Source organism: Chryseobacterium sp. GW823-FHT05E08, from assembly GCF_058795655.1.
The window spans coordinates 303216-322618 of the sequence record NZ_JBXAHY010000001.1 but is presented as its reverse complement, the minus strand read 5'-3'; the positions used below and the strand labels follow the sequence as shown (position 1 = coordinate 322618).

Sequence of the window (19403 nt, the reverse complement as noted above, 5' to 3'; positions counted from 1 at the left end):
CGTCTCAGCTTTTGAGGCGGTTTTTATTTTTGAAAAATTCAACAGCATCTTCAATTGCATTTTCAATAGGCTGATATTTCATTCCCAATTCATCAATTGATTTTTGATTAGTATAAAAATTGTCAATTCTTAGCGCTTTCATATTTGATGAGCTTAGATCTGTTTTGATTTTAAAACATCTTAAAATATCTCCAATCCATCCAAGAAATACCAATAAAAAGTTCGGAATTGGAATCATCAATGGATTTTGATCTGTTACTGTATTTACTTTTTTAAAGAATTCTTTATACTTCAAATTTTCATTGGCTAAAAGATATTTTTCACCATTTTTTACTTTTTCAATCGCTTTAAAAATTCCGTTGGCAACATCTTCTGCATGAACGAAATTTTTTCCGCCTTTTGGATAGAAAACAAGATTTTTTTTCCAAACCCAAAAAATGATTTTTCCTGAACTTGGCTTGTTATCATACTTTCCAATCATAAAAGTTGGATTTAAAATAATGACTTCTGTGGTTTTATTATTTCTAAGAAGATAATTTTCTGCCTCAAGTTTACTTTTAGCGTAAAATGATTGAGTGAAAGGATATTTTTGTTTAAAATCTTCACTGCCTAATTCTTCCAAACTTCCAAAACCCAATGTGTTAGCAGAGCTCACAAATAAAAATTTCTGAACATTAGCTTTCTCTGATTGAGAGAATAAATTAATTGTGGCATAATAATTAACTCTTTTATAATCTTTATAAAAAAGAAGATACTGGCCTGTTTCCGCAGCAATATGAATAACAAAACTTACCTCGTCCAAATACGATGAAACGTCTGAAAATAAATCACCTTCAATCAGTTGTAGGTTCTCATTTTTTTCACCCAAATAGCCGCTTTTCCGGCGCACCAAAGCAATAACAAAATAACCATTTTCTAATAATTTTATAACAACATTAGCTCCAAGAAGTCCTGTAATTCCGGTAACAAACACTTTTTTCATGCTTCTATTTCTTTTTTGATAGCGTTGGTCATTAAAGGTAGTTTAATCCAAATTGGTAAAACTTTCATAACCAGCCAACTTACAGGATTTACCATAATTACCGAATCTCTTTTAAAAAGTCGATCAACGCAATATTTAGCCACTTTATTAGGATCTAACAAGGTTAATTTTCCTAAAAATCCTTGTTTTTCAATTCTTTTACAGACATCAATATTAGTTTTCATCGCTCCCGGATTTACGACGCTTACGAAAACATTGGTGTCTTTTAATTCTTCATGTAAACCCCTTGAAAATGAATGAATAAAAGTTTTTGAAGCCGGATAAACAGTTTTAAAACCAATCGGAGAAAAGGCTGCCATACTTGAAACATTTAGAATATATGCTTTCGGCTGTCTCAATAAATTGGGTAATAATTGATGCGTAATTAAAGAAGTTGCTGTAATATTTACCTGTAGAATTGTATTAATGTAATGTGGGGTTGCATCTAAAAATTTTCTTGTTCCACCCAAACCTGCATTATTAATTAAAATATGAATATTGAAGGAATTATTTAACCATTCTGTCAGTTTGAAAATATTTTCGTTTATAGAAAGATCGACTTCATAATATTGGGTTTTCACATCATATATTTCGGCAATTTCCAAGCTCAAAGCTTCAAGATTTTGATTGGGAAGACTTATTAAAATGACGTTAATTTTTTTCTTAGCTAAACTTTCTGCAAATGCTTTTCCCAAACCCTGACTGGCTCCCGTTACAACTGCGTAAGATTCTTTCGTTTCCATAAAGCAAATTTTATGGTACAAAAGTATCTTTGTAAACCCTTTTTAATGTTCCAACCTATCTGAACGAACAGATTTTAATTGAAAAACTAAAACAATACAAATAATTGAAAATCAATTTATTAAAATAAATAAAAGTTTAAACTTATAAACCTGAACTTATTTTTTTGAATTCAGAAGGAGTCTGATCGGTGAATTTTTTGAAAGTTGTATTAAAAGAAGTCTTAGAATTAAATCCCGACTCATATGCTATTCCTAAAATCGAAAGTTTCGTATTATCCTTCAATAATTTTTTAGCATATTCGATTCTGTATTCATTGACGTATTGGAAAAAATTCTTTTGAAATCCTGTATTGATCACATAAGACAAATGATGGGTGGAAATGGATAAAAGCTCTGAAAGTTTGATCAAATTAAGTTCACTTTCCAAATAAGGTTTTTGGCTGTTCATTAGTTCTTCCAACTGAACTTTAATTCTTAGTAATTCTTCATCAGAAATCAATTTTCGCTTTAATTCTTCCGTTTCGGAATCATCATTAATTGAAATTAATTCTTCACGCAGTTTTTCTTCAACCGGATAAATTTCTTTTTGTTTTAAAGAATTATAAGCCACGAAATATATAACCAATAAAAAGATCAGATTAATGAAAAAATTCAATGAATTGGCATTGTAAGAGAGATTATAAATCACATAAACAATGCTTACGATAAAAATAATAAGGATAATATATTCCAGCCAGTTTAGATTAATTCCTTCTGTATTTGAGGAAAATAGCTGTATTTTTCTTTGATGTTTTCTAATGGTAAAATAAGAAAGTCCCGTATAAAATAAAGCCTGAAAAAGAATTAAACCTATAATAACATATTGGAAAGCATAAAATCTGAACTCAACCAACAAAATGCTCACAAAAAAAATTACAGGAAGCACGGCATATTTAAGATCGGAAATATTAAACTTAAAAGCCGGATTTGTATAAAATAATACACTGAAATAAAAGACAATCGGCGTCAAAAACTGAATAAAACGCACCAAAAAAAGCGAATGAACTTCAATGGTAGACTGTGTAATTAGAAACAAAACCTCATCCAACCAAAAAGTTGACCATAAAAAAAGAAATATCCCAAACCAAAGATTGGCTTTTTTATTAACTTTTAGTGGATTGGCAAGCTTTAATAAAGACAGTAAAACCAATGAACCATAAATAAGTATAACGATGAAATTGTTTAACTCTGATGCGTTCATTGGTTTTACTATTTTAGTTAAATATGCTTTTTAACCTATTCTTTTTCTTACAAAGATTTCATAACTTAAATATAGTAATGGAAGTGCCATAATCCCTATATAGATTGAGTTTTCGATTGCTTTTCCGGGTGCAAGCGCAATGGCGTAAACCAATCCGAAAAATGCTCCTCCTAAATGGGCAGCGTGACCAATATTATCATTTTGTTTTGGATTTAACATCATATAAACCGAATAACTGAAATATATAAGTCCAAAAATAAATCCAGGAATTCCAATAGGAATAAAGAATATATATATTTTAAGAGCAGGAATCATTGCAATCGAGGCAAATAATATCCCTGAAACTCCTCCACTCGCACCAATTGCAGAATACCACGGCTGTTTTTGATATAGAAACAATGAAAATATATTTCCTAATAATATTGATCCGAAATAAACAATTAAAAATCCGACATTTCCAAAACCTTCGACAACAATAGGCCCGAAGAAATAAAGTGTCATCATATTAAAAATCAAGTGCATAATATCCGCATGAAGAAATCCTGCAGAAAGCAAACGAATGTATTCTTTTCTATTTTGGATTGCCCCAACATTAAATTTATACTTTTCGAAAATGCCAATATTATTAAAAGCAATAAAGCTGATAATACCTGTAGCAATTATAATTAATATTAAAATATTCATATTTTTTTATTTAATTTTTTGAATCGGAAGCTCTTTTGTAGCTCCACCTTCAGAAGGAATCATCTCACTTTTAATATAAAACGTATTGTTTTTGTTGTATAAGAAAAAGTCAAGATCAATTCCTGTATTTTCTCCGTCAATTACGATTTCGGGTAAAAATTTTATGGCTGTATTCTCATTATCTGCCTTTCCAAAACTTCCGTATACATGATGCATTCCTAATTTTGCAGTGTCACTTGGTTTCTCATACCAAAGATAGAAATGACCATCTTCAGGGCCATCCAATACTAATTTGGCTTTCAATTTTGTTCCGTCATTTTCTCCTGCGTAATCGAGATAATCCAAATGATACTCGCCTTTCCATTGCTTGAAATCCTTTTCACTGACCATTTCATAGTCGGTATCTTCTTTTCGGGGTTCTTCATCAGTTATTTCTTCTGAAGCTACACTTTGAGCAGAATCAATAACTTTGGTTTCAACAACTTTTGTTTCGGCTGCCTTTTCTTTTTTTTCTTTGCAAGAAAAACTGATCACGAAAATTGCAATCGGAAATAATATTCTTTTCATTTAGTTGTAAAATCTATTGATTTTCAGGTTCTCCTGCATCAAACAAATCACCAATTACCCCTCCATCATCATCCGTTCCTTCTGTATTGTCAGGTTCTTCATATACTTCCGACTCTTCCTCTTCAGGTTCAGGAATGGTTACGTTAATTGTTTTAACTTTAAATTTAGTAAACTGATTTCCAATAGCTTTAATTCCTTTCACGGCAATAAATTCATCAATACTTACCGTTTCAGGATCGCGTTCTTTTCCTTTATCTTTTGCAAAAGCGATTTCTGCAGTACAGCCATTCGCTACAATTATATTTTCGATAAATGACTTAGGATGTTCCGACGGCATAAAGGCTTGCGGATTTGTATTATTCTCCAAAAGGAATCTTTTGATAAAATAAATTTCCTTTTCACCATCATAATAAATACATGTGATGGGCTGGTTTGGTCTCCATTTTTCTAAGATCAGATATTCGTCATCGAAGCGGTTTCCAAGATCAAAAGAAATCAATTTAGCCTCTCCGTTGCCGGTGACAATTAATATTTTATCATCTCCTTTAAAGCTTCCCAATAAAGTTCCTCTTCCGTCTGCGTTCAGCCTTCTCACAGTATCATCAAACCAAATTCTTCTTGGTGCCAACGTAGAAACGCCTTCTTCCTTAAGATCAACTTTTTTAATAGAATATTTGGTTACCAAATTACCTTTAGAATCACGTCCTTTGATGGCTAATTCGGAGAAATCGATATCCATTTTATTTTTTCTGATTCTTGGGTTTGGCTTTAAAAGTACCGATACCGTTTCTGCTTCACCATTCGGATTAGCTGAGAAATAAAGCATTTCAGAGAATTTTTTATCTGAAGCTAACGGATAATCTGTATTTCTGGTCACACCCGTCACGGAAAAACGTTTCATATAGTAAGGTCCGTCTCTGCCTTCACGATAGATCATGTTGTAAACCGTTCTCTTATCGTTTTTCTTGAAAATTGCGACATGCAAAATATCTTTTCCGATAAAAGTTTTGGCTTCCACTTTTACGACTTTCATACTTCCGTCTTTTCTGAAAGTAATAATATCATCGATATCTGAACAGTCGAATAAATACTGATCTTTTTTCAGAGATGTTCCGATGAAACCTTCTTCAAAATTGGCATAGAATTTTTCGTTCGCTACGGCAACTTTACTTGCATCAATGGTATCGAAAATTCTAAGCTCAGTCTTTCTTTCTCTATCCTTACCAAATTTCTTTTGAATATTTAAATAATAATCAATCGCATACGTAATAAGGTGAGCCAAGTTATGTTTTACCAGCTCAATTTTACCTTCAAGAGCGGCAATATTTTCTTTAAATTTATCTAAATCGAACCTTGAAATTCTCTTAATTCTGATCTCTGTCAATCGAAGAATATCTTCCTGTGTTACGGCTCTTAAAAGATGTTTCGTGTGAGGTTTTAAACCTTTGTCGATTGTTTTTAAGACATCATCCCAGGTTTCAACTTCTTCAATATCGTGATAGATTCTGTTTTCAATGAAAATCCTTTCTAGTGAAGAGAAATGCCAGTTTTCCTGCAACTCGTGAAGTTCAATTTCCAATTCTTTTTTAAGCAATGAAACTGTGTGATCAGTATTCATTCTTAAAATCTCAGAAACGTTCAGGAACATTGGTTTATCACCAACAATTACACACGCATTCGGTGAAATCGTGACCTGACAATCTGTAAATGCGTATAAAGCATCAATTGTTTTATCAGGTGAAGAATCATTAGGAAGGTGAATAAGGATTTCTACTTTATCAGACGTATTATCCTCAATTTTTTTGATTTTAATTTTCCCTTTTTCATTCGCTTTTAAGATCGAATCAATTAAGTCGCTCGTATTTTTAGAAAAAGGAAGCTCAGTAATCACCAAAGTATGCTTATCCGTCTGCGTAATTCTGGCTCTGGCTCTTACTTTTCCGCCTCTGTGACCGTCGTTGTATTCAGATACATCTAAAAAACCAGCGGTTAAGAAATCAGGGAATATTTCAAACTTTTTACCTTTTAAATAGGCAACAGAAGCATTAATTAATTCATTAAAATTATGGGGAAGAATCTTGGTTGAAAGTCCAACTCCAATCCCCTCAACTCCCTGAGCAAGAAGCAATGGGAATTTTACAGGAAGGTCAATTGGTTCGTTATTTCTACCGTCATAAGATTTTGCCCACTCCGTTGTTTTAGGATTGAAGACAACTTCTAATGCGAAAGGCGTTAATCTCGCTTCAATATATCTCGCCGCCGCCGCAGAATCCCCCGTGTAGATATTTCCCCAGTTTCCTTGAGTATCTATCAAAAGTTCCTTTTGGCCGATCGCCACCATTGCATCGGTAATAGACGCATCACCATGAGGGTGATATTTCATGGTATTTCCAACGATATTGGCAACTTTGTTGTAACGACCGTCTTCCAGCTCACGCATGGAGTGCATGATTCTTCGCTGAACAGGCTTCAAACCATCATAAACAGACGGAATTGCCCTGTCTAAAATTACATACGATGCATAATCAAGAAACCAATCTTTGTAAAGACCGGAAACTTTTTTTAAGCTTTCACCTTCATGAGAGTGTTCTTCTGTCATCTTTTATTTTTAACTCTTTTTTCTCGTTATTAGCTTTTACGACTTTGTTTAAAGAGAACTTTAAATCTACTATTTCTTTTTTTGTGAGGTACGAAATTTCATATTTCAGCATTGTAGATCCGCTGTTTTTGCTTGAAATTGTAACGTAAAGTCTTTTAATGTAAAAAACGTCTATTATTTCATAGCGTATCAGTTTGTATTTTGGGAATTCATCGCTTAATGGTTTATCCAGAAACGGAACAATGTTTCGGTTTTTAAAATTAAGGGCTTCCCCATCGCTGTCATATTCAAAAATTTGTCTTCCTCTTAAGTAAAAAGCTATTAGTAAGGCAACAGGAATAACCAGTAAAAAATAGCTTTCTAATCCTAAAATATTAAATCTATATTCTTCAAGAAGAAAAAGTGCAATCCCGATTAAAACTGCCATTATCAATAGCGTATTCACAAAGTTATATACCGAAGCTTTGTTACGGTTACTCAGTCTCATATTAATTATTGTGTGTTTTGGTGGTTTTTGTTTTTTGGTGTTTTAAGTGGTCTTTTTTCATCATTGTATTTGTATTATTTATTCTTCTATAGCTTCACTCAATATTTCTTTTTTATCAATATCAGGATCTTCTACAACAAGATTATCCAGGATGAATAATTGTCTGTCCGGAGTATTTTTACCCATGTAAAATTCTAATAGCTGCTCGATAGTCTGATCTTTTCCGATCACTACAGGTTCCAGACGAATGTCTTTACCAATGAAATGTTTAAACTCATCAGGCGAGATCTCTCCCAATCCTTTGAATCGTGTAATTTCAGGGTTCTTTCCCAACTCGTTTAATGCTTTCACTCTTTCAACTTCTGAGTAACAGTATCTCGTCTCCTTTTTATTTCTTACCCTAAACAAGGGAGTTTGAAGGATATAAAGGTGACCATTCTTAATCAGATCAGGGAAAAACTGTAAAAAGAATGTGATCATCAGCAAACGAATGTGCATCCCATCGACGTCGGCATCCGTTGCAATAATTACGTGGTTATATCTAAGGTCCTCAAGACTTTCTTCAATATTTAAAGCAGCTTGGAGTAAGTTAAATTCTTCATTTTCATACACGACTTTCTTCGTAAGACCATAGCAGTTCAAAGGCTTTCCTTTTAATGAAAATACAGCCTGAGTTTCTACTTGTCTGGATTTTGTGATTGATCCTGATGCAGAATCTCCCTCGGTAATAAAAATCTGCGTATCTCCTTTTCTTTCAGCCTTTTGATCATTATAATGCTGTCTACAATCGCGAAGTTTTTTATTGTGAAGAGAAACTTTCTTCGCTCTTTCTCTCGCCAATTTCTGAATTCCGGAAAGCTCTTTTCTTTCTCTTTCCGAGATTAATATTTTTCGCTGAATTGCTTCAGAAATTTCAGGATTTTTATGTAAGAAATTATCTAATTTACTTTTCAGGAAATCGATGATAAAAGTTCTTACTGTCGGCCCGTTTGGTCCAATATCGTTTGAACCTAATTTCGTTTTCGTCTGAGATTCAAAAACAGGTTCTTCAACATTAATAGAAATCGCAGCAATGATTGATTTTCGGATATCAGAAGCATCAAAATTCTTATTAAAAAATTCACGAATGGTTTTTACATACGCTTCACGGAAGGCATTCAAGTGCGTTCCACCCTGCGTTGTATTTTGTCCGTTAACGAATGAGAAATAGGTTTCCGTTTGAGATTTGTCAGAATGCGTGATCGCCAATTCAATATCATTATCTTTTAAATGAACGATAGGATAAAGAATTTCGTTTTCCATTTCCTCTTCCAATAAGTCTTTAAGACCGTTTTCAGAATAAAAAGTTTCTCCATTGAAAAGAATTTTCAATCCCGGATTTAGGTACGCATAATTACGCAACATCCTTTCGATATATTCTTTTCTGTATTTGAAATGAAGGAAAATTTCTCCATCCGGAACAAAGGAAATTTCGGTACCGTTTCTGTCTGAGGTATCTTTTTCTTCAAAATCTTCCGTGATCATTCCACGGGAAAATTCTGCCATCTTCATTTTTCCTTCACGGAAAGATCGTACACGAAAATATTCTGAAAGAGCATTTACAGCTTTTGTACCTACCCCATTTAGACCTACAGATTTTTTGAAGGCCTTACTATCGTACTTACCTCCTGTATTCATTTTGGAAACAGCGTCGACCACTTTTCCTAACGGAATTCCACGGCCAAAGTCACGAATCATAACTTTACCGTCGTCCACTTTTATTTCAATTCTCTTACCCGACTTCATTCTGAACTCATCGATCGAGTTGTCCAGAATTTCTTTAAGCAAAATATAAATACCGTCATCAGCAGACGAGCCGTCTCCTAACTTCCCGATATACATTCCGGGACGTAAACGAATGTGCTCCTGCCAATCGAGGGTTCTGATATTATCTTCGGAATAGATTGGATTTATTTCTTGTGACATATATTATTTCAGCAAACATACAAAAGTACGAAATTGAACAAAATTATCCGAATTTTTTCTATCCGTTTTTTTAATATTTATTCACAATTTATTGCACTATTATCAACCAAATTATATATTTACAGTATTATTCAAACTTATGTGAAAAAATTAACTATATTTTATTCAATTTCATTAATAATTTTCTTTTGTATCTCTTTTTCCGCGCAAATTCCGGGGCTGATAAATTACAGTGAAGAAAATGGTTTAAACAGTTCCTATACTTACAGGCTAAGCCAGGACAGCAACGGGTTTATCTGGGTAGGAAGCGATAACGGACTGTTTAGATTTGACGGAAAGGAATTTAAGCAATACAGTAAAAAGAACGGACTCAAAAACATTGATGTTCTGGCATGTTATCCTTTATCAAACGGAGAAATCTTTATTAATCCTTTTTTAAATGATTTTGCTTATCTCAAAAACGGGAAAATCATTAATTCCGACACTAATAAAGAGCTCAGAAAAATACAATTCGGGCATAATCCGGACATTCATATCAATAATAATTCTCTCATCATCTACACCACTTACAATCCAAAGAGTATTTACATTTATAAGAACGGAAAAGTAACTACAATCCCTTTATTCATAAGTAATAATCCAAATATAGTTTATTATGCTTTCGGTTTTGATCAATCTAAAAATCTACTTTATTTATCAGATCAACAGTCAAAAATAACTGCGTACGATATTCTAAGTAAAAAAATAACTCCGTGTAATATTTCATCAAAAAAAGGAACTGCAATTTCCAGAAAAGGAGATTATTTTATTTTCAGGTTTAAAAGAACAATTGAAATTTATAAAAGAGAAAATAATTTTCATTTTAAAAAACTTCAGTCTTACACGATTAATGAAAATATCCATCAAATGATTGTGGATAAGAACTTTAAAATTTGGCTTTGTCTTGAAAAAGGAGGTTCACTATACTTCAAAGAATCTTTATTAGAATTAGAGAAGATAAAACTTTCTGCGCCCACAAGGATTTTAGACAATTATATTATCAATGACATCATGATGGACAAAGATAATAATGCATGGTTTTCTACCAGAAACAACGGTATTTTTTTCATTGCTGACAGATTTTTTAAAAATTATATTCATTTACCTATTAAAAATAATTCAGGTTACATAACAGCTATTGCTAAAAATGATAAAAATATAATCTTAGGCTATAATGAAGCAAAAAGCGGAATTTTTAATTCAAAAAAAATAGAAAATATCACTCTTGAGAAAGACAGAAAAATTGAACATAAAGCCATCTTTGCTAAAGGAAATACCATTATTTTTGGACTGAGTTTAAGTCTGATTCAATACAATACAGCTACCGGAAAAAAAGATATTTTATGTGAGTGCAATATTAAAAATATCATTCCATTTACTGAAAATTCGGTTCTTCTTTGTACGAGTGATGCGCTGACAGCCTATAATTATATCAACAAAACCTTTACGGAACTTCTGAAAGAACGAGTTTACAACGCTTTACCTTACGATAAAGACAGCATTTTTGTGGGAAGCTTCAAAGATCTGTACAAACTCAATATCAAAACAAAAAAGAAGCATCTTTTTCTTGAAGGATATTATTTTACGGATATCAAAAAGCTCAGACCAAACGTATATTTGGGATCAACCAATCTCAATGGGATTATTCTGTTTAATAATAAAGGAATTATAAGAAAAATCACAGAAAAAGACGGACTTACAACAAGCCAGATCAAAAAAATAGAAGTTGAAAATGGAAATACCTTTTGGGCAAGTACAAATTCAGGGCTTTGCAGAGTTGAAATTAAATCTAATAAATTAAAAATCAACAACTTTACACAAACCGATGGTCTTCCTTCCAATGTTGTTGGAGGATGTGTTATAAAAAATGACACCATTTATGCAGGAACCTCAAAAGGATTGGGCGTTTTACCTATTAAATCTCTTTTTACTCAGCAAAAATTTATTAATAAAAAAGTAATTATTAATTCTGTAACCATTGGAAATAAAGAATTTCTCGATCTGAATCACCAATTCATCGGTCAATCTCCGAACAATGATATTATTTTTAATCTTAGTTTTCCGGATTACTCCTCACAAGGAAAAATAAAATATAAATATAAGATTGATGGGCTTAATGAAAACTGGCAGACCAGCAATTCATCAACCATTACCTTCAATGCAATCCCGCCCGGAAAGTATGTTTTTAAAGTTTTCGGATTGGGTTATAATGGTAAACAATCTCAGGTTTCATCGGATCTTGCTTTTGAGATCAAACCTCAATTCTGGCAGACATGGTGGTTTAAATTTTTATTAATTATTGCTTCCGCAGCTCTTCTTTTTACTTTAATCACATTTTATTTTCAGAAAAAAAGAAATAAAAAACTCGAAACCCTGTATTACGAGAAAAAGATCGCCGAGCTTGAATTACAGGCGATAAAAGCACAAATTAATCCTCATTTTATTTATAATTGCCTTAATTCTATTCAGTTTCTGCTTTATAAAAAAGATTATCAAGAAACGGAAAATTATCTTGATATTTTTTCGCAAATGATTAGAAAAACACTTCATTATTCAGAAAAGACCTTTATGCCTATTAAAGAAGAAGTTGAATATCTTTCTTTATATTTAAATATGGAAAAACTGCGTTTAAAAGACCAGTTCGAGTACAAAATCTCAGTTTCAGAAAAGGTAAATGAAAACTGGATCATCCCTTCTTTATTGATACAGCCTTTCGCCGAAAACGCCATTAAACATGGGATCGCCAACCTTAATAACAGAAAAGGAATCATCGAAATTTCATTTGATCATATTGATTCTTCACTTTGCATAACGATCGAAGATAATGGCGCAGGAATCGCAAATAAGTCTGAATCTATCGCAAAAGCCAACTCATTTGGGGTAAAATTATCCCAGAAAAGAATTGAAACCTTCAAACAGCTTTTTGAAACTAATATCGACTTGGAAATCAATAATTTGTCTGATACTCAGCAAAAATCTGGAACCCAAATTAAACTATACATAAAACCATATGAAAACCAAAACACAAGTCTGCATCATTGATGACGAAAAAGACGGAAGAGATTATATTTCTCTTTTATTAGAAAATGAATTTCCGGAAATTCAGGTTGTATTTCAGGCTTCAAGTGTAGAAGAAGCTTATATTTATCTCACGAAAAATACTCCTGAGATTCTGTTTCTGGACGTACAGCTGAAAGATGGAACAGCTTTCGATCTGCTCTCAAAATTCCGTGAAATTGATTCCCAGATTATATTTATTACGGCATTTGAGCATTTTGCCATTCAGGCCATAAAGAACGGAGCTACCGACTATCTATTAAAACCTATAAAGAAAATAGACTTTATTATTGCGGTAAATAAAGCCTTAGAAAATATCAAGAAAAATAAAAATTCGACGGTTCAGCATTCCAATCAGAATAAGATAAGTCTTCCTACACTGCAAGGTTTTAAACTAACCAATATTACCGATATCATACGCTGTGAGGCAGATTCAAGCTACACAACATTTTATCTTTCAGACAAAACCAAAATTATTGTATCTAAAACACTCCATGAATTTGAGGAACATCTTTCTGAGCATAATTTTTTCAGAATTCATCATAAACATCTTATAAATCTGTTTCATCTCAAAGAATATATCAAAGGAAAAGGCGGGCAGGTTGTGATGACAGATAATTCTATTCTGGATGTTTCTGTTCGCAAAAAAACCGATTTTCTATATAAAATTGAACATTTAGACTAGGTACACTTATTAGAAAAACGGATACACTTACACATTTTCGATAGGGAAATACTATTGATCCTGATACTTTTGAATTTTAAAAATAAATTAATTCAGAACAATCATGAAAAACATTAAGAAGTTATCCAGAGAAGAGTTAAAATCAGTAAGTGGCGGTTATTCGTGCTACTGCGGAAATGATTATGCGGGCGATTTTGTCTTAGTACAAACCTGCGTGAGCGTATGTTCCATGTGGGATATTTTAAAGCCTAAACCGAATAATCCAAATTAAATTCAACCCATTTTAATTGCTAAAATGCCCTGTAGACTACTGCAGGGCATTTTTTATGTATACAAAACATTTTATTAAAACTAAATCACATTTAAGAGAAATGAATCTACACTTATTAGTTAAAGTTTAACACTTGCTAATTCACAATAACGGGATATTAAATATCAGAATACTTTTATGAAACCAACATAAAAAATTAATAACCATGAAAACAAAAACATTTTTAACCGTTATCGGTTTAGTAACCTCTCAATCCTTATTCTATTCTTGCAGTGACGATAATGACAGCAATGTCAATATGGAAACTGAAAATAATCAGAGTAAAAACCTTGTTTCAACCAATTCTTTCAATGGAGCTACTGTTAATGTTGATATTTTTAATCATTCTGTAAGTTTTATTAAATCTAAAGTCGGTTCACAGGGAGCCAGTTATGTACTTACTCAGAGCGATCTTAATCAATTTTATCAGATCGCACAAATTCCTAATGCTCAGAGATTATCTTTAGACAAGGTAAATAGCATTATTTCTCAAACGGCTAATATGGCACAGTTACCATTTGATCAGGTTCTTGAGCAGCTTGGTTATTCTGATATGGCAAAAGATCTGGCAATAGCAATTTCAAACAATTATATGCCAGATCTACAGCATAATCAGGGATTTCAAAATCTTGCTACTAACGAAAGACAGTTTATCGAAAGTTTAAATGATCTTAGATTCAATTATGAACAAGGACTTTTAAATACCAATGTTTTCAGTAAAGACGGCGGACCTTTCATTGGCGGAGCAATCGGAATGGGTGTAGGATTCATGGTTGCCGGGCCAATCGGAGCTTTCGTTGGCGGAACTGTAGGATGGTTCGTAGGTGGATATTTAGAAAGTAAATAATTCTTTCATTATGGCTTTCAACTTAAAAAAATTCAAAACAGCATTTACTATTATGGGCGTTTTGCTCATAATAGTAATTTTCTCCTTTCATAAAAGTCCTTCACTGGATAATAAAATTAAAGATCTGGAATTTGATAGCAATTCTATTTATTTAATACAGCGAGGAACTACAGGAAAATTGGGAAATGTAGCAAAGGATTTCAACATCAGCAATAAATATGCTTCTCATTTGGGAATCGGTTTTGTGGAAAATAATACATTAACCGTTTATCATGTTTATGTTAAAAAAAATAATGAAAAGAATAATCTGTATGTCGAAACAATCAGTGATTTTATAAAACCTGATGATCTGAATTATCTTTCTATCTGGAAGATTAAAGACATTGATAAGATTAAATTTAATGATGTAAAACGATCTCTTATCAACTCAGAAAAAGAAAACATCAGCTTTGATTTTGATTTCGATGAAGGAAATAAAAAATATTATTGCTCAGAATATATTGTTCGCGAACTTGAAAAAAATAATATTACAATAATGCCCGAACATCAAAAAAATCTTATCGGTATGGCAAAACAGATCCTAAAAAAAGACACGCTCGACTACTTTCCTGTTGACGGTTTTGAAAACACCCAAAAAGCCACAAAAATTCTGGAATGGATAAAATAATTATCCGAAAAATCAAACCAAATCATCAAGTATTAATTTCTAAAGTTTTTGTTGGTTTTTGATCTATAAAATCAATGTTACATTATGGTAAGAATGTATTTTTTCTCGCTTTTCTTTCTTTTAGGATGCCTTTTGAATGCGCAGGCTCCATGTTCAGATTTCAATGATCCTAATATTCCTCAGGGACTTTGGACTCCGGCTCCCTATCCAAACGGTCAGGTTGGTGTTTCCAGCGGAAGCCCAAATGCACTGGATGGAACGCAGTATATCATATTAGACGATAAATCAGGAGGTTCTTGGTATATTAACCCCTCAGATTTTAAAAATTTAGGGCAAAAATATTTAGGACAATGTCTTTATTTCGATTTTTATCTTGAAAAAGACGGAGGTTATGGCTCGCCAATTCATCCTACTATTTATATTATGTCGGGAAGCCAGATTATCTCATTTGTAGCGAATGTTACCGTAACTCCGAACAGCGGTTGGGTGCGTGTTCGTGCGCCTATAGCCAATTGTACGGGAGGTGTTCTTCCTAGCAATTCTGAAGGAACATGGACGATGTCGGCAGGAATGACATGTGCAGATTTCAATAATGTGATGAATAACTCCACAGCCGTAATGGTATCTCCGGACTACACATCAAGCCCAAGCGAAAGAGTGTACTACGATAATATTTGTGTAAAATCTTGTGACGGTTGTACGGCAGATTTCAAACTTGAAACATCATTCAACACGACATCCAGCGCATCTACTGCAAACTTAACTCTACTTAATCCGATTCTTGTTTCGACTCCCGGAAATCCTGGAAGTTCATATAGTGTAAATTGGGGTGACGGAAGTGCTGCACAAAATTATATCCTATCTACTTTATCCCACAATTATACGAATCCTGGAACTTATACGGTTTGCGTAACTGAATCGAGAGAGAAAAAAGTAGTATGCATCAGATGCTTCACTTTCTGTTACACGAAAGATCGAGTAGCTACAAAAAATGAATCTAGTCTTGATTTGAAATCACCAATTGCCGATTTGGAAGCCATTTCAAAAGCCGAAATCAGCCAAGCAGAGCAAAAAAATGTTTTTATGGTTCCAAATCCTGCAAAAAGTTTTGTTGAAATACAGACTACTCTTTCTAAAAAAGAAACCGTTTCTGTAAGATTGATCGATGTTTCAGGAAAAACAGTTCTTGAAAAATCTGAAAACCTTGATAGCGGCCGCCAAAGTATTAAGTTAAATATTGAAAAACTGATTCAGGGAAATTATATTGTTGAAATAAAATCAAACGGAAAAACCAGTTCACAAAAACTGATTATTTCTAAATAAACCAACATAGAATTAAAATAATGAAGGCTATCCCAATACGGATAGTCTTTTTTATGAAATTACCACAGTGAATTGCAAAAAATAAATTAAATTCGGTGTAAGTAAAAAATTTGTTTTAATGATACAACTTCCTTTTTCTAAACTTTCCGATGTAGGAACTACGATTTTCAGCCAGATGACGCAATTGGCCAATGAAAATGAGGCCATCAATTTATCACAGGGATTTCCGGATTTTATGCCCGATTCTGAATTGTTAAATCATGTAGATCACTTCATTAAAAAAGGTTTTAATCAATATGCACCTTTGGGTGGAATGATTGGTTTAAAGGAAGAAATTGCAAGAAAAATTGAAAACAGTCACCAAGCTGTTTATCATCCCGATTCAGAAATAACGGTTACTGCAGGGGGAACTCAGGCTATTTTTACAGCCATTGCGACTTTCGTTAAAAAAGATGATGAAGTCATTATTTTTGAACCTGCTTATGACTGTTATGAGCCTACTGTAGAGCTTTTCGGGGGAATTGTAAAAAGATTTGAAATGAAAGCTCCCGATTATGAAATTGATTGGAGCGTTGTAAAAAATTTAGTTTCAGACAAAACAAAAATGATTATTCTAAATAATCCGAATAATCCTTCAGGAAAAATTTTAAAGGAAAATGATATTCAGGAATTGATCTCTATTGTAAAAGATACTCCGATATTGATTTTGAGTGATGAAGTGTACGAAAATATCGTTTTTGACGGAAAACAACATTTAAGCATTTGTAAATATCCCGAATTAAAAGAAAGAAGCCTTCTGGTTGCCTCTTTTGGAAAGCTTTTTCATGTTACAGGCTGGAAAATTGGATATTGCGCCGCTCCGAAAGCTTTAACGGATGAATTCAGAAAAGTTCATCAATTCAATGTTTTCTGCGTGAATACTCCGATCCAGTTAGCTTTGGCTGAATACATGAAAAATGATGATCATTACAATCATTTAAACCAATTCTTTCAGGAAAAAAGAGACTTTTTAAGACAAGGTTTAGCCAATACCTCTTTTGAATTACTGGATTGTGAAGGAACCTATTTCCAGGCATTAAAATATGATAAAATTTCAGATAAAAATGATTTTGAATTTGCGAGTGAATTGACGATCAATCATAAAGTGGCGAGTGTACCGTTTTCTTCTTTCTATAAAAATAAAGTGAATGAAAATGTGATTCGTCTGTGTTTCGCGAAAAAACAGGAAACTTTGGAAAGGGCGATTGAGAATTTGTCTAAACTATAAAAGAAACGATGGCTTCGAGAGCCTCAACCGTTTCTTTTAATACGTAATATAGAATTGGTGGCTGAGGCTCTCGAAGCCACCAATTATTATTTTATAAAAACATTCCGCCGGAAGCTTCGATTCTTTGTCCGTTCACCCAACCTGCATCATCAGTACACAAGAAAGCAACTACTCCACCGATATCATCCGGCAAACCTGCTCTTCCTAAAGCTGTAATACTGGCAACCATGTCGTTCATATGTTTGTCATCTCTCGTTCTTCCGCCGCCGAAATCAGTTTCAATAGCGCCCGGAGCAACAACATTGGCTCTGATTTTTCTTGAACCTAATTCTTTCGCCATATATTTTGTCAACATTTCAACGCCTGCTTTTATTGAACCATAAACAGAAGATCCAGGCAACGCAAATCTTGCTAATCCTGAAGAAACATTTACGATTCCTCCTCCATCATTAATAAAAGGCAAGAATTTTTGAGTTAAGAAAAATACTCCCTTGAAGTGAATATCTACAACGTCATCCAACTGCTCTTCTGTAACCTCAGAAATTGGTGCATATAAAGCTGTTCCGGCATTATTTACAAGGAAATCGATGTTTCTGCTTCCTGTATTTTCTTCCAAATGATCTCCAACTGTTTTCACGAAAGCGTCGAAACTCTTAATATCTTTTGTATCTAATTGATAAGCAATTGCCTTTCTTCCCAAAGCCTGAATTTCTTCAACAACTTTATCCGCTTCTTCTTTATTGCTTCTGTAAGTGATGATTACGTCAAGACCTTTTTGAGCAATCTTTAACGCTGAATTTTTTCCCAATCCACGGCTTCCACCGGTAACTAATGCGATTTTTGTTTGTGTATTCATTTTGTTGTTTATTTTAATGAGACAAAGTTGCGACAATTTACCATTGATGTGTTTGCTCGAATCAATCTGATATTTGCAAAATTCAAATCACGAACGAAATTCTAAAGGCGTAACCGTAGTTTTTCTCTTAAAGAAGTTTGAAAAATGAGCGATCTCCTCAAATCCTAATGCATAAGAGATTTCTGAGACATTCCATTTTGTTTGTTTTAAAAGGATTTTTGCTTCCTGAATCATTCGGTCTGCAATGAATTCGGTTGTTGTTTTTCCTGTATTTTCTTTTAACTTCTTATTTAAATAATTCACATGAACTGACAATCGATCAGCATAATCTTTTGCCGTTTTGAGCTGTAACCTCTGTTCATTAGATTCAATAGGAAACTGTCTTTCAAGCAATTCTATGAATAAAGTTACGACTCTTAATGAAGCATCATTTGAAGTCGACAATTTTGTAGCAGGTTGTAATTTCTGTCCGTAATGAATGAGCTCTACCACATAATTTCGGATTAAATCATATTTAAAAATATAATCTGAAGCGATTTCTTTTTTGATTTTAAAGAAAAGCTGTTCGATTTCATTCGCTAATTCATCATCAATTTCAAACAAAGGAATATTTCCAGGCTGAAAAATCGGCAAATCTTCAAGAGAACTTCTGGAATTATTTTTAATGAAAAAATCTTCCGTGAAAACACAGAAACTTCCCGACTGATCAGGATCTTCGGGAACCCAGTGATAAGGAACTTTAGGCGTTGCAAACAACAAAGCATTCCCTTTGATCTGAATAACTTTATCTGCATATTCTGCCCTGTTTTTTCCTCTGATAAGACTGATTTTGTAATATTTCCTTCTGTTGTAAGGCATTTCAGAAGTGATCTTTATTTTTTCAATTGTTTGGGCAATATCGAAAACATTGAAGTGACCAATATCCTTGTGAAGGCCTTTAGGAAAGATACTTTCGAGATCTTTTCCGAGCTTGGCTGTCATTTCTTTATAAAAATCTTCCAAAGAAGCGTGTGCAATTTTTTCCATGACCTTTGGTTTGTAAAATT

Annotated in this window: 17 protein-coding genes; 7 read left to right on the top strand and 10 right to left on the bottom strand. The window is 33.1% G+C overall.

Annotated features, from left to right (window positions below; translation table 11 throughout):
• Positions 1 to 4 precede the first annotated feature (4 nt).
• The 8 genes from AC1Q7L_RS01485 to AC1Q7L_RS01450 form a co-directional block, all read right to left on the bottom strand.
• On the bottom strand, positions 5 to 982 hold the full coding sequence (locus AC1Q7L_RS01485; RefSeq protein ID WP_492305707.1) for an NAD-dependent epimerase/dehydratase family protein: 978 nt from the start codon (positions 980 to 982) through the stop codon (positions 5 to 7).
• Positions 979 to 1764, bottom strand: a complete 786-nt coding sequence (locus tag AC1Q7L_RS01480) for an SDR family NAD(P)-dependent oxidoreductase (protein ID WP_492305708.1) — start codon at positions 1762 to 1764, stop codon at positions 979 to 981. Before AC1Q7L_RS01480 ends, AC1Q7L_RS01485 begins: the two co-directional genes overlap by 4 nt.
• Before the next feature lie 142 nt (positions 1765 to 1906).
• A complete protein-coding gene (locus AC1Q7L_RS01475) occupies positions 1907 to 3004 on the bottom strand; it encodes a helix-turn-helix domain-containing protein (RefSeq protein ID WP_492305709.1) in 1098 nt (365 codons plus the stop codon).
• 30 nt (positions 3005 to 3034) lie between these two features.
• Positions 3035 to 3688: a rhomboid family intramembrane serine protease gene (locus AC1Q7L_RS01470; RefSeq protein ID WP_492305710.1), complete on the bottom strand. Its 654-nt coding sequence runs from the start codon at positions 3686 to 3688 to the stop codon at positions 3035 to 3037.
• Positions 3689 to 3694: 6 nt separating this feature from the next.
• Complete coding sequence (locus AC1Q7L_RS01465) at positions 3695 to 4255, bottom strand: hypothetical protein (RefSeq protein ID WP_492305711.1); 561 nt, start codon at positions 4253 to 4255, stop codon at positions 3695 to 3697.
• 13 nt (positions 4256 to 4268) lie between these two features.
• Positions 4269 to 6854: a DNA gyrase/topoisomerase IV subunit A gene (locus AC1Q7L_RS01460; protein WP_492305712.1), complete on the bottom strand. Its 2586-nt coding sequence runs from the start codon at positions 6852 to 6854 to the stop codon at positions 4269 to 4271.
• Complete coding sequence (locus tag AC1Q7L_RS01455) at positions 6832 to 7281, bottom strand: hypothetical protein (RefSeq protein WP_492305713.1); 450 nt, start codon at positions 7279 to 7281, stop codon at positions 6832 to 6834. Before AC1Q7L_RS01455 ends, AC1Q7L_RS01460 begins: the two co-directional genes overlap by 23 nt.
• Positions 7282 to 7419: 138 nt before the next feature.
• Positions 7420 to 9306: a DNA topoisomerase IV subunit B gene (locus AC1Q7L_RS01450; RefSeq protein ID WP_410690811.1), complete on the bottom strand. Its 1887-nt coding sequence runs from the start codon at positions 9304 to 9306 to the stop codon at positions 7420 to 7422.
• Between the two features lie 141 nt (positions 9307 to 9447).
• Between AC1Q7L_RS01450 and AC1Q7L_RS01445 the strand changes: the two genes are divergently transcribed.
• The 7 genes from AC1Q7L_RS01445 (at position 9448) to AC1Q7L_RS01415 (ending at position 17501) form a co-directional block, all read left to right on the top strand.
• Positions 9448 to 12387, top strand: a complete 2940-nt coding sequence (locus tag AC1Q7L_RS01445; protein ID WP_492305714.1) for a sensor histidine kinase — start codon at positions 9448 to 9450, stop codon at positions 12385 to 12387.
• A complete protein-coding gene (locus AC1Q7L_RS01440; RefSeq protein ID WP_492305715.1) occupies positions 12356 to 13087 on the top strand; it encodes a LytR/AlgR family response regulator transcription factor in 732 nt (243 codons plus the stop codon). Before AC1Q7L_RS01445 ends, AC1Q7L_RS01440 begins: the two co-directional genes overlap by 32 nt.
• A 103-nt stretch (positions 13088 to 13190) precedes the next feature.
• Positions 13191 to 13358, top strand: a complete 168-nt coding sequence (locus AC1Q7L_RS01435; RefSeq protein WP_410690816.1) for a bacteriocin-like protein — start codon at positions 13191 to 13193, stop codon at positions 13356 to 13358.
• A gap of 205 nt (positions 13359 to 13563) precedes the next feature.
• Positions 13564 to 14244: a hypothetical protein gene (locus AC1Q7L_RS01430; RefSeq protein WP_492305716.1), complete on the top strand. Its 681-nt coding sequence runs from the start codon at positions 13564 to 13566 to the stop codon at positions 14242 to 14244.
• Positions 14245 to 14254: 10 nt separating this feature from the next.
• Positions 14255 to 14911, top strand: a complete 657-nt coding sequence (locus tag AC1Q7L_RS01425; RefSeq protein ID WP_492305717.1) for a hypothetical protein — start codon at positions 14255 to 14257, stop codon at positions 14909 to 14911.
• 84 nt (positions 14912 to 14995) lie between these two features.
• Positions 14996 to 16234: a T9SS type A sorting domain-containing protein gene (locus AC1Q7L_RS01420; RefSeq protein WP_492305718.1), complete on the top strand. Its 1239-nt coding sequence runs from the start codon at positions 14996 to 14998 to the stop codon at positions 16232 to 16234.
• 118 nt (positions 16235 to 16352) lie between these two features.
• Complete coding sequence (locus AC1Q7L_RS01415; RefSeq protein WP_492305719.1) at positions 16353 to 17501, top strand: methionine aminotransferase; 1149 nt, start codon at positions 16353 to 16355, stop codon at positions 17499 to 17501.
• Between the two features lie 91 nt (positions 17502 to 17592).
• On the opposite strand, the gene AC1Q7L_RS01410 is transcribed toward AC1Q7L_RS01415, so the two are convergent.
• Positions 17593 to 18357: an SDR family NAD(P)-dependent oxidoreductase gene (locus AC1Q7L_RS01410; protein ID WP_410690822.1), complete on the bottom strand. Its 765-nt coding sequence runs from the start codon at positions 18355 to 18357 to the stop codon at positions 17593 to 17595.
• 87 nt (positions 18358 to 18444) lie between these two features.
• Positions 18445 to 19383: a helix-turn-helix domain-containing protein gene (locus AC1Q7L_RS01405; RefSeq protein WP_492305720.1), complete on the bottom strand. Its 939-nt coding sequence runs from the start codon at positions 19381 to 19383 to the stop codon at positions 18445 to 18447.
• Positions 19384 to 19403 lie beyond the last annotated feature (20 nt).